This window comes from Spirosoma endbachense (genome assembly GCF_010233585.1).
GTDB lineage: Bacteria > Bacteroidota > Bacteroidia > Cytophagales > Spirosomataceae > Spirosoma > Spirosoma endbachense.
On sequence record NZ_CP045997.1, the window covers coordinates 5,840,454 to 5,852,727 of the forward strand.

A 12,274-nucleotide genomic window follows, 5' to 3' on the forward strand; every position below is an offset into this window, starting at 1 on the left:
TGCTTGGGCTTGAATCTCAGCCAATGAATTTATCGAACAAACCGAAAACTTAGACCCCAATTTTGATAACCATTCGTAGTGATTCCATTCCGGGTACTGCCCGTGTAGGCAGATTGCCCCGCTATGAATTCGATGGTTACTCCCCCCCCGTACTGGATGGTAATGAGTCCTGAATGAACAGCAGCAGTACAAATAGAGGAATCGTGGGTATAAATATCCGTACCCCATACACTTTGTGCTGTTCCCCCTGCCGGGCAGCTATACGTGACTCGCTTACCAATTTCGGCTCCTTGAAAATTAGCTCTAGTGTTCCAATCAATGGCGGTTCCGGTGGTAGTTGTTGTGGTTGTGGTGGAACCTTGCCCGCTTGCCATATATTTCAGCAAATACTCCACCCATTGCGTGGCTAAGGGATCGGAGACACTGGCCGCCGTTACATAGGCCTGGGTTTGGGCGCCAACCGTGATACACGAAACGCAAACGGCCGTGCGAGCCGTTTGGTTGGAGGAAGCCATCCACCAATCGCCCTGGCCTGTGATTTGAAATTGACCATTGGCAACGCCCTGTTTAGCTTTGGCCAGGCAATCGGATTGAGAGGTAGCCAGCCAGGCCTGATTGAAGCGCAGCGTTGTCGTCGGAACCTGCCCACCAACGCCACTCATGGCTGGAAAAGGGGTACTCGGATTTACTATATACTTTAGGAGATAGTCCACCCATTGGGCAGACGCTGGGTCGGAAGTTCCTGCTGCTGATACGTAGGCCTGGGTTTGGGAACCGGCCGGGATACACGAGACGCAAACAACCGTCCGCGTGGTTAAGTTAATCGAACTCAGCCACCAACTACCCTGTCCGGTGAGTTGACATTGCCCGTTAGCAAGGCCCTGCCGGGCTCTGGCCATGCAATTGGACTGAGAGGTAGCCAACCAGGCCTGATTGAAGCGCAGACCCGGCGATTGGGCTTGCCCTGTTGGGCATAAATACACCCAATAAAATAGCGCTGCCAGGTAGTTAAAGGACGAGAGGTTCATGGGACTACCATTTTTTAAAGTTTCGACAAACATACTTTGGGCTTCAGTAAACCTTAAATACCCTGTACAGGGTATTTAAGGTTTACTGAAGCCCGTTCTATAAAAATATGTATCGCCCACTCTATCATGTACAGCTTTATAGGGAGACTTACTGGCGTATAATGATGGTAGTATGGTTCTAAAACGCTAGCAAGTGTCTCAAAAAAGGAGGAACTCCGCTTAGGGATATAAATGGTCTTTTCTTTAACTTAACGTGAACTCGGGATTAGTTCTGACTCAGAAATAGGCATAGGAGCCGTAGATGTAGATTTGTGGTGTCGAATCAACTCTCTACTCTACAAAACGCCTATGCCCCTGCAAATCTGCGAACAAAAACTGATTGAAATCTTTGTGACGGTAGATGATTTTCTCAAACCCTTTGAGCAGTATCTAACTCAGCGAGCTTTAGCCGATGGGCTGGGACTACCCACTCGTCAGCCTGAGCTTTGTTCAAGTGAAGTCATCACCCTACTGGTCTATTATGGCACCGGCCACCCGGCACCATTCAGGCTATAAAAACTTTCAGTATTATTATGAGCGATTAGTGCTATCTCAGATGCACAGCTACTTCCCAAACCTGCTCAGCTACACCCGCTTTCTGGACTTGCTACCCCGCCACCTTATCCGCTTGTATGGGCTGGCTCAATGGCTGTGTTTGCAAAGTGAGCGAACTGGCTGCTACTTTGCGGACTCGAAAAAGCTACCTGTCTGTGATAACAAGCGCATCCACAATCATCGAGTTTTTGCGCACCTGGCCGGGCGGGGCAAGTCCTCAACGGGATGGTTCTATGGGCTAAAATTGCATTTGATTATCAACGAGTTAGGTCAAGTGATGAACTTCATGCTGACCCCGACTAACGTAGCTGACAATAACGATACGGTCTTACGGCGACTGCTAAAAGGCTTGCTGGGGCGTTGCTATGCGGACAAGGGTTACCTCACTAAACTTTTTGAGGAGTTCTATCAACGTGGTCTTCGATTGGTGACCAAAGTGCGCCACAACATGAAAAATCAGTTGATTGAACTCGATGACAAACTGCGGTTAAAGAAACGCGCCTTGATTGAGTCAGTGAATGATATTTTAATGAGTGTACAGGACATCGACCATACGCGCCATCGCTCGCCGATCAACGCCTTAGTGCATACACTAGCGGGCTTGGTGGGCTATCATTTCTACGATATTAAGCCTCGAGTTTATGTCAAACCTGTTCATTTCTAATCCCGAGTTCACGTTAACTTAAGGTATGAAAGGCCGAAAAGCTTATACCGAAAAGTGCATCACTAGTTTTCAGCTGTCCTGCCGCATCCCAACGCACAACCGCTCCAGCGGCCTGGTTCTACCGCCGACAATCACTCAAATAACGATACCGGTTTAGCCCGCCTATGGCGTATTCAACCGCCAGCGACGATCAGTTCGTACGTCAATAGTTGAAAGTCTCATGATACACCTCCACTAGTAATTCGATGAAAATTTTGCGCTAAACTTAAGCAGAAGTGCCTTGAATTACCCACATCGCCATGCATAGCCGTTGGGGAGAATCGCTAACTCATCGGCACAGTCAAAAAAGATAATCTCTTCACTTTCAGGCTCTAACACGTGTGCCAGAAAGCGGCCACTAGCTGATCGTTTGTGGGAAATTAACGCATGAAGGCAGCACCTATATTGGGTGTAATTAAAATATAGTACATAAATCGTCAGGAGTTGGCTGTACGTTTTTTGCTCAAGCCTGAGCTCGTACAATCAATCCATAGGCACTTCAGCAGCATTTTTTCCAGTCTCACAAATGACGAATTATCGGGGTGCTCCGTAGCGTACTTTTCCGCAGAACCACCCTATATAAAAGCGTGCAGCAATTAGGCGCCATTGAGAATGGTTCGGTTTTAGAGCAATCGAATGCGTAACGAATCAATTTTCAGGTTGACCCACATTGACCTAAAGGCCGAAATGGTTCTGGCATATGATTACTACCTGATCGAATATTTTGTACAAATGTGGGCAGCCCCCACTGATGGAATCATTGGTACGGGTAAACGTTGCCATACTGAACTGACCTGGTTAAAGGGGACAGTAGGATCATGCTTAATTTGGTATCCAGTGAGTAAAAGTTCGCATTATTCTTCCTTCCCTTTTGGAACATGACCAGTCAACTTAATGATGAAAATTCATCTACCCATCATTTTTATGATCCTAGTGGCTTTCGCGGCTTTCGGACAGGGTAGCTCAACCTCTGGGCCAGGCCCGGTTGCCAACGAATGGAAATTTGGCGTTGCCCTCTGGACCTTCCATACGGTTAACTTCCCCGAGGCCTTGGCCAAAGTGGACAGTGCCGGAATAACCTACATTGAGCCCAATACATTTCAGAAAGCGGGGCCTGCCTTAAACGATTCATCGATGAATCAGCTCTCAATAGGTGGTATAGCCAAACTTAGACAACTGATTGATCAGCGACGCCTGCAGGCTGAATCAGTCTATATTGTGGGTGATAAAACGGTTAGTTCCTGGCAGAAACAATTCCAGATTGCGAAACAACTGGGCGCCAAATTTGTCACGGCTGAGCCGCCCTTAAACCTGTGGGATCAAATCGACAGTCTGGCCGGCCTCTATCGGATGAAAGTAGCCATTCATGAACATTGGAAAGGGGTAAGTCACTATTGGCATCCTGATTCGGTATTAGCTGCGCTCAAAAATCATCCAAACTTTGGGGCCTGTGCCGACCTAGGCCACTGGCCAAAGAGCGGGATCAATCCCGTGGATGCCTTAAAAAAACTCCAAGGCCATATTCTTGGAGTCCATCTAAAAGACATCGCGGCCTATAATGATCCTGGCTTAAAAGATGTACCGGTTGGCACAGGGGTGCTGGATTTTCCGGCCATTTTTCAGGAGTTGAAACGGCAGCACTTCCGGGGTCCCATTTATGTCGAGCGCGACGCCGAAGATAAGCCGAGTAATCTGCCATCTGTGCGTCAAACAAAAAATTATTATTACGATCAGCTAAAACGACTAAAGTAAATCAGGGTATCGAAAGGCATCCCCTTATCTATAATTCCAGCTAGCGATTAACGCATTGGTCATACATATATTTTAAATTTCTGAGAGCGCTTGCTTCCTTTTATTGGGCAAAGGCGCACCGAAAAATCAATTAGCGGGTTATCCCGATCTCCTTCGCAAAAATTATTAAAAACTTGTTTGAAATGGGAATCGGGTTCAATTCTAACTGGTTGTCAATGGTTAATCATAGCCAATGGAGGGCAGTTAAAACCCACAACTGTATTCCCACAAATCCATTCAGGTGATTGACCCAAGCCTGCTGTTGACTCGTTTGACCCGCTTAATTTCCGCTTCACGAAATTCTTTCGGCGTGACACCCGCTTGCTTTTTGAAGAATTTAGTGAAGTAGGATGTGTCTTCAAAATTAAGTTTGTAAGCGATTTCAGCAACGGTCAAATCCAGATTTACCAGTTGCCGTTTGGCTTCCATGACGATTCGGATTCGGATGACCTCGCCAGATGAGACACCCATAAATTGACGGCAAATGGCATTGAGGTAGTTCGGCGTTATAAAGAGTTTTCCGGCATACTCTTTCGGCAATCGTAACGTATTGTAATTAAGCTCAATAAGCCTTTGGAAATTTTTGAAAATAGTATAATTGTGAAGGGATGTCTTTTCGCTTTTTTCGGCGTCATTGAGCCGGTTTATCGTGATGAATAATTGGATCAAAATAGCCCGAACCATGTCCAGTCCGAACGTAGAATCGGCAGTGCTTTCGTTTAAGAGATCATCGAAATACTGCTTTACTTTTGATTGGATTGCCTCCGGAATATCAACAACCGAATCGTTGACAATGCCATTAAAAAACGCGAACTGGCTTAGGAAATCAGACCGGGCCATAAAGGAATGGAAGAAGGAGCCGGAGAAATTGATGACATACCCATCTACATGACCTTCAAAACTCCAGCTATGAACCTGCCCTGGAATCATAAAGTAAATCTGGTAAGGACGTACCGGAAACGTATGAAAATCAATATCGTGAGTGCCGCCACCTTCCAAAAACAGGATCAGGTGATAAAAGTCGTGCTTGTGAGCTAAATGCAGGTTTTTATGAACAGCCAGATAAGGAGCAAACCGACTGATCTGTATATCCTTTTGATTAGAAAGAGATAGCGTGTCGATAGTGTATACTGGGATGTCCTTATTTGTCATCAATAGCTTCCGGTTAGGCAGGAATTAAAGAATTTTTATCAGCTGATTTTTATCATTGATCGACGCCATTCGTGCTTTTAATCGGGCTAACTCGCCCATTGCCGATGTACATTCAAAGCCATAACGTTCATAAACGCGCTGGCTAGCCAGTTGTAAGGCCTGTGAGATTCGTTCGTCGAAATCCTGGATCGATAAAGAATCCCCTGATTTTATATATTGAAGCAGCACAGTCGATGGGGAATAAATACTATCCTTCTGTTTATCTGGCCATTCAATGGTTACGTTCACTTCAGGCATGATTTACTGAATTAAGTTTATGAGTGATTTCTCCTTGTCTAAATATACAACTATGTTCTGATTTCCAGTGATAGTTCCAATTGCTTTGCATTGAATATGGTGTGAGGTGAACAAATCAATGCAGGCATTTTCAGTACCTGGTTTACACGTAAACAGGTAGCCAAAGCTGGGAAAACTGATCAGCCATTTTTCCCAATCAACACCATCGGGTCTGGGAATCTGTTCCAGATACAATTCTGCGCCAACGCCAGAGGCTTTCACGAACATAGCAAGCGTACCAATGATCCCGCCCATACTAATGTCTTTGGCCGCGGCCGAAAGTCCCCGGTTGGCCAGTTCGTACATGAGCGACAGGTTAGCCCGGAGGTGAATGGGATTAGCCGTGGTCGACGCATTCCAGAAGGGGTAATTCTGGTAATAACTGCCATCCATATCAACGGCCATCAGTAACGTTTCGGATTGCCGGGCGCCTTTACTTTCCAACAATTTTTTGGCTTTACCAAGAATAGAAACCGCCAGATGACGGCTCTCGGTATGGTAACAGGTATGCCCGCCGACGATCGGTACTCCATAAGCCGCCGAAGCCGCCATCATACCCTCCCAGATTAGGGTGCCCTGTTCCTGGTCTTTCATCCATATAACATCCGTTACCGCCATGGGCAAACCACCCATCGAGCAGATGTCGCTGATATTGACCATAATGGATGAATAACCCGCAAACCAGGGTGCTGCCTCCAGAAAACTTGTAATGATTCCTTCGGAGGAAAACAGAAGATGATCGCCGTGGCCATCGGGAATTACAGCGCAATCGTCGCCGAGGAAAATCTGGTGCGACTGTTGATCAAACGGGTCCTGGTAAGTAACATAATCGCCAAGGGTTGAATACGTCTGATCAATTGTAAGTTTATCGCTTACCGAACGTTGAGCAAGCACATACGCCAATATGTTTTGCAGCATAGATTACGCATCAGTTGAATCCAGAGCCGAAACGGTAGCTGGCAGGTTTTTCTCGATACTTTCCAGTAAATACTCGGCGTCTTTGCCCACACCCGAGAAACGCGCCGAGCCCCAGGTGTTTTGCCAGGTAAGGCCCAGGAAATACAACCCATCTACTGCCGTAACTCCCCGTTGATGAACAGGATGTCCCCGTTCGTTGAGTACCGGTAGTTTGAGCCATGAATAATCCATTCCAAATCCAATGCACCAGACTATGGAGGTGATATTGGTATTTTCAAGTAGTACAGAGGTCACTTCGCTGGCGGGCTCCCAAACCGGAACATAGGTCGGTACGGTAGGCGCTTCGATCTGGTTGTCGAGAATATACTGGTCAATTCTTTTTTTGATGTTTTCCGATACCTTGTCGGCATAGTCAAGGTGCTCTTTTAGATTGGGGGCAAAAACCAGTTCTGAATCGCTTACGTCATTGAGCACCCCATACAGTTTCATGCCTTCGAGGGCGAACTTGCGCAGGTCAATTTCGCGTCCGCCATCGCGCCCGGTTACGTAGTGATTGGTTTTATCGCGTACGTTCTCACCTTCCGGATGTTTGTCGACGGGGATATCGTAGTACTGCATCATATCAAGCCATTCGACAACATCTTTTCCCCGATACAGCCGTGCACACCGGGGCGCTTTACCCACGCACAAGTGTACATTACGCCCTGCCAGATGAAGATCTTCGGCGATTTGCGCTCCCGACTGCCCGGTGCCCACAACCAGTACGTCACCTGCTGGCAAGCTTTCTGGATTTTTGTAATGGGCCGAGTGAACGTGCGCTATATACGTCGGAAATTTTTCGGCTAATTTTGGCAAGGGAGCCGAGTGAAAATTACCAATGCAGACAACCACCTGACTGGCCGTGTAGATGCCTTCATTGGTTAGAACGGTAAATGAATCGGTCAGTGGTTCCCTGGAAACGGCCAGCACCTCAACACCCTCTTTTACCGGCGGATCAAAGCTGGCAGCATAACCTTCCAGGAAGTCCACAATTTCATCTTTAACCATGAATCCATAAGGATCATTGCCCGTATAGGAATAGCCGGGTAGATTACATTGCCAGTTAGGCGTAACTAAACAGAACGTGTCCCAGCGATAACTTCGCCAGGAATCGGAGATTCGTTTCTTCTCGAACACGACATGGTCAATCCCTTTCTGTTTGAGTAAGTAGCTAATGGAGAGGCCAGCCTGTCCTGCGCCAATGACGATTACCTCATATTGGTTTTTCATACTGGTACGTATTTTCAGGTGATTCAACGCGTAAGAAATCTCAACCCAATTGCAATTGATGCAATGATTTCTGCGAAGGGGTATAGAATTCGAGATTGCATTTCATGTGGTAATGCAGTTTTCCGAAAACGTACTTTGGCTCACCGGTTTGCCAGTGCATTCGATTAAAGAAGGTTACATTCTGCTCCTGCACGTAGGCATAAAATTCCCGGCAACCTAGCGAAAGCGCTGTCGATACAGCCTTAAAAATCAGCGACCCGCCTATGGTCTGGGTAAACGGATAAATCGGGTGCTGATCGTTGAATAGGCCCGAGGTCTGAAACTGGGATAGTTTTCGATACGGTTTTGCCACCCCCAGTCGGCCGCCCCACCACACACCTGGGCTACGTTCATCGATGCGAACAATACCAACGACCTCATCCAACTGACCCGAATAACTGCTTTCGGCAATGATTGGCAACGCCCTTTCGTCGATTGAATCGCGGTCTGATTCGTCAAAAATGCGTTGCTCGTCGCAAAAAATCTGTCGGCGCAAGTCCCAGTATTGGTTGATTTGCCAGGCATCTTGGGCAAAATCAAACGTTATATGACTTGCTCTGTACGCGATCGGTTTCTCAATAATCATGGGAACGGCAGATTTGAGGTTGAACGTCTATACTTATGCCAGAGCCATCGTTTTGGCCATTTTCTCAAACGATTTCAGGGTCGAACACGCCCCACATTTAGCACAACCTGCTTTCATTTTTGTCGAGGTAATCCCCCCTTCGGCAATGAGGCTGCCTACCTCGGAGAGGACTCGTTGCATGAAAGCGTGGTTTGGGGTTGGGTGGTTTTCCAATGGCGTTCCACTTACGGGAACAAACGGCACCACAAACGGATAAACCCCAATATCGACCAGCTCACGACTGATCCTGATGAGCGCTTCTTCGGAATCGCCCAGTCCTGCCAGCAGATAGGTCGAAACCTGACCTCTGCCAAACACAGCTACCGCTGCTTTGAAGGCATCCATGTAGTAGCTGATAGAAACCTCAGCTTTACCCGGCATGATCCGTTGACGAACATCTTCTTCCACTGCTTCCAGGTGCATCCCCAGTGCGTCGGCACCGGCCTCTTTCAGCCGTTCGAACCAGATGAAATCGGCGGGCGGTTCACATTGTACCTGAACCGGAATATCAACGCTTGCCTTAATAGCTCGAACGCTTTCACAAAGCACTTTAGCCCCCCGGTCGGGCGTTGAGGGTGTACCTGTGGTTAAAACAAATTGCTCAACACCATCGAACTCGACAGCCGCCCTGGCCACTTCGGCCAGCTGAAACGGACGCTTATACGAAATAGTCCGTTTCTGTTTTAACGACTCGCCAATAGCGCAAAACTGACAGGAGGTGCTTTTGTCGCCGTAGCGCACACAATTCTGGAGAACCGTTGTAGCCAGTACGTTATGGCTATGAAGTTGCGCTATTTTCCAGAACGGAACACCGTCGGACGTCGTGTACGAATAGAACTTAGGCTGTTTTGGGAATACGATCATCCCAACGAACGTTTCGTTTTTGAATAGCTTCGAAACGCCCAGTAAATTTGGTTCTTCGGCTGAATAAGGCGATCGTAAGGAGGCTGCATTATGGACGGGTACCATAATCGTGGCGTCTCCCAGCCGAACCGCTTTATGATCGGTTGGGCCCGCTCCACCTTTCCGACCACCCTTGTCAGAGAATCCATCCAACCGTAACCCATACGCCTGTAGTTCAGTCAATAACTCTGGAGTGTTCATAGCTGGTCAATGTTTTCCTTGATGGCAATGCGCTTATCACTGACGTCAATATGTCTGTAAGCCGTTTTGTCGACTACCAAAGACAGCAACTCGGGTCGGGAATAATGACCAACCGAGTCCATCATCCGCTTGCGTTTATCAATCAGCTTCATATCGAGGTCTGCATACAGAATACCTTCACCCTCGGTTAGCGGAGTTGCCAGATGCTTCCCCTCCGGTGAAATAATCATGGTATTGCAGCCCCCTCTTAGTGCTTTTTGCAGCTTATCATCCGATGTAATTGATTTAATCTGCTCGTCGTCCAGCCAGCCCGTTGCATTGATGACAAAACAGCCACTCTCCAGGGCATGATGACGCATGGTAACTTCCATTTGGTCGGCAAAGATTGGCCCCACGAGCGAGCCCGGAAACTGACTACAGTGAATCTCTTCATGGTCGGCCATCAGGGCATACCGGGCCAGCGGATTGTAATGCTCCCAGCAGGCCAGCACCCCGATCCGGGCAATCGTCGTATCAACTGCTTTTAGCCCACTGCCATCGCCTTGCCCCCAAATCATTCGTTCATGATAGGTGGGTGTAATCTTTCGTCGTTTGAGCACAATCTGGCCATCCGTATCAAAAACAAGCTGGGTATTGTACAACGTACCATAGTCCCGCTCATTGACGCCTAATACGACGACGATTCCACATTCTTTTGCTGCAGAGGCAACAAGTGCCGTAATGGGCCCAGGTATGACAACTGCTTCGTTATATAAGGCCAGATGCTCGGGCCCCTGTAGAACAGGCGGGAGGACGAATGAAAAGTACGGGTAATTCGGTACGCATGTTTCAGGAAATACGATGATATTAGCCCCCTGAGAAGCGCTTGCGCGAATCATGTCACAAATTTTTTCAGTGGTGGCAAGGCTATCATTCAATACCGGTTTCAATTGAGCAGCCGCAGCTTTGATAACAGACTTAGAGGCCATAGGAGAGCTGTTTAGCCAGACTTATAATGTCCAGGTGTCGAAAATGAATGCGCTTTCTTTGCGGTGCAGAAGTTGAATGTCAAGCACGTCAAGCGGGCTAATGGGGATAATTCCTGGCAGTAAGTTCGGCTCACCCATGCCATATAGTGCTTGTAGGGCAAAACGACAGGCGTATATTTTCCCACCCTCAGCAATGAATTTTAGTAGCCTGTCGGAATAAGCCATATGACCGGGAAACGCTTCATCGCCAATTTTCGGAAACCCCCGTTGTACACCGAGCAACACGCCAGGACCATACAAAAGAATAGACGTTTCGAAGCCTTTACGGAGCAGACGAGTTGCGGTCAGGATGTTAACCAGACCAATAGATCCTTCAAAAGCGACGGTGTGGAAGGTTACCAGCGCCTTTTGACCGGGCTCGGCTTTCACATCCTCAAACACCTTTTCTTCATAGTCGACAAAGAAATCTCCTGTCTTGTGTTGGGCAATATCAACATTAGGCATAGCAAAGCGATTAAGTTTGATTTTAAACTGTTTTTATTTATTTTCTCAAAATTAATCCCTAAAAAGATTTGATTTTAAAGATATTTCTGGAGGTTTTTACATAAAAACTGGAATTTATCATTGAAAATAAACCAGTTTTATAAAATCTATAAATTTTACAATACAGATTTTAGGCATTTAAACGGAGATGATGTAGAGTGCTACCAGGTTTTTGAACAGGAGTCCTGACAGCAGGATAATGAAGTAGCTTCCGAGGCTTGTTACCGGGCTGGACTAGTTCATCTTTTCTTAATCTATAGCTGATTAAGGTATAGGTCAGCCTTTTACTTCCTTTGTCGAGCGTTGGATATTACAAGTGTTACTGGATGCTTATAGCGTTCCTTATTACATCGGCTTCGGCCAGATGCTCGATTAGATAGTAATGCATCAGAGCGACTCCTTTTACTGGAGATATTGATAAAGCACGGACTGGATGTTTTTGATGGTCGCACCGACGTACTGAGTCGCTGGCTACATGGGCCTTTACCGGAACTCCGACACCAGGCACCCGTTACGCTCTTAGATACCACCATTGGCTTTAGCATGGTGCATACCGTGTTGGGGCGCATTGAACATGGCGTCTACTCCTAAAATTTGGCATGACCTCAATTGAATCGACGGTTCGTGTGTACCGGCTTATTAAAGAACGTTCTCTAAGTACACCACTTTCGGCAGAAGGAGCGCGACGATTAGGTGGTCGCTGGAATCCGCCTGGTGTGGGTATTCTTTACACCTCAGCTAGCCCTGAATTGGCCTTGCTGGAACAGATCGTCCACTTACGATCCTTACCCTATAGCGACTTACCCCGACTAGTACTCCTGACGCTGGTACTGCCCGAACAACCACGTCTGCTTAAGGATTCAGATTTGCCAACTGATTGGCGGAACGAAGCGGATTTTAGTGTGAATCATCAGGCCATAGCAACCTGGTTGGCCAAGCCTGATGTGTTAGCGATTGGCGTGCCTTCTGCGGTAGTACCAGACTCATTTAACTATTTGCTTCACCCGGCACACGCATCATTTGGACAAATAACCGTAGCCCGGACGTCCGCTTTCCCAATAGACGCTCGTTTTTATTAAGCGTATGCGACTGATTGTCGTTTACAGTTATTTCTTTATTGCGCATCAGGTTCAGATTCGAATCGGACGATTAAAAGAACGGTGCAGCCTGACCCGTCCTGAAATCGAATGATTGTGCGGGTATT

The 12,274-nt window shown here is 47.3% G+C and carries 12 protein-coding genes and 1 pseudogene; 4 read left to right on the plus strand and 9 right to left on the minus strand.

The features are described 5' to 3' along the window. Positions 1–29: 29 nt before the first annotated feature. The gene (locus GJR95_RS23560; RefSeq protein ID WP_198424734.1) at positions 30–1,028 is read right to left on the minus strand and encodes an LCCL domain-containing protein; all 999 of its coding nucleotides are present in this window, start codon (positions 1,026–1,028) and stop codon (positions 30–32) included. 348 nt (positions 1,029–1,376) lie between these two features. Here GJR95_RS23560 and GJR95_RS23565 point away from each other — a divergent pair. Further along, positions 1,377–2,286, plus strand: a pseudogene (locus tag GJR95_RS23565) (IS982 family transposase). A gap of 963 nt (positions 2,287–3,249) precedes the next feature. Beyond that, entirely contained in the window at positions 3,250–4,077 is an 828-nt protein-coding gene (locus GJR95_RS23570) for a sugar phosphate isomerase/epimerase family protein (protein WP_232540843.1), read from the plus strand. A gap of 276 nt (positions 4,078–4,353) precedes the next feature. Here GJR95_RS23570 and GJR95_RS23575 read toward each other — a convergent pair whose 3' ends face one another. The 8 genes from GJR95_RS23575 to GJR95_RS23610 are packed head-to-tail and all read right to left on the minus strand — an operon-like array spanning position 4,354 to position 11,031. Next, the gene (locus GJR95_RS23575; protein ID WP_162388193.1) at positions 4,354–5,268 is read right to left on the minus strand and encodes a helix-turn-helix domain-containing protein; all 915 of its coding nucleotides are present in this window, start codon (positions 5,266–5,268) and stop codon (positions 4,354–4,356) included. Between the two features lie 24 nt (positions 5,269–5,292). Beyond that, positions 5,293–5,565: an MSMEG_0570 family nitrogen starvation response protein gene (locus GJR95_RS23580; RefSeq protein ID WP_162388194.1), complete on the minus strand. Its 273-nt coding sequence runs from the start codon at positions 5,563–5,565 to the stop codon at positions 5,293–5,295. 3 nt (positions 5,566–5,568) lie between these two features. Continuing rightward, positions 5,569–6,522, minus strand: coding sequence for a sll0787 family AIR synthase-like protein (locus tag GJR95_RS23585; protein WP_162388195.1), 954 nt, complete (start codon positions 6,520–6,522; stop codon positions 5,569–5,571). Positions 6,523–6,525: 3 nt separating this feature from the next. Beyond that, a complete protein-coding gene (locus GJR95_RS23590) occupies positions 6,526–7,791 on the minus strand; it encodes an MSMEG_0569 family flavin-dependent oxidoreductase (protein WP_162388196.1) in 1,266 nt (421 codons plus the stop codon). Between the two features lie 40 nt (positions 7,792–7,831). Continuing rightward, positions 7,832–8,416, minus strand: coding sequence for an MSMEG_0567/Sll0786 family nitrogen starvation N-acetyltransferase (locus GJR95_RS23595; RefSeq protein WP_162388197.1), 585 nt, complete (start codon positions 8,414–8,416; stop codon positions 7,832–7,834). A gap of 33 nt (positions 8,417–8,449) precedes the next feature. Then, the gene (locus GJR95_RS23600; protein ID WP_162388198.1) at positions 8,450–9,559 is read right to left on the minus strand and encodes an MSMEG_0568 family radical SAM protein; all 1,110 of its coding nucleotides are present in this window, start codon (positions 9,557–9,559) and stop codon (positions 8,450–8,452) included. Next, on the minus strand, positions 9,556–10,527 hold the full coding sequence (locus GJR95_RS23605; RefSeq protein WP_162388199.1) for a Nit6803 family nitrilase: 972 nt from the start codon (positions 10,525–10,527) through the stop codon (positions 9,556–9,558). Before GJR95_RS23605 ends, GJR95_RS23600 begins: the two co-directional genes overlap by 4 nt. A gap of 21 nt (positions 10,528–10,548) precedes the next feature. Next, the gene (locus GJR95_RS23610; protein ID WP_162388200.1) at positions 10,549–11,031 is read right to left on the minus strand and encodes an MSMEG_0572/Sll0783 family nitrogen starvation response protein; all 483 of its coding nucleotides are present in this window, start codon (positions 11,029–11,031) and stop codon (positions 10,549–10,551) included. 453 nt (positions 11,032–11,484) lie between these two features. Here GJR95_RS23610 and GJR95_RS42225 point away from each other — a divergent pair, with 453 nt between their 5' ends. Both GJR95_RS42225 and GJR95_RS23620 read left to right on the plus strand, forming a co-directional pair. Next, on the plus strand, positions 11,485–11,661 hold the full coding sequence (locus GJR95_RS42225; RefSeq protein WP_232540844.1) for an MbcA/ParS/Xre antitoxin family protein: 177 nt from the start codon (positions 11,485–11,487) through the stop codon (positions 11,659–11,661). A gap of 8 nt (positions 11,662–11,669) precedes the next feature. Beyond that, complete coding sequence (locus tag GJR95_RS23620) at positions 11,670–12,149, plus strand: RES family NAD+ phosphorylase (protein ID WP_162388201.1); 480 nt, start codon at positions 11,670–11,672, stop codon at positions 12,147–12,149. The last annotated feature ends 125 nt before the right edge of the window (positions 12,150–12,274 follow it).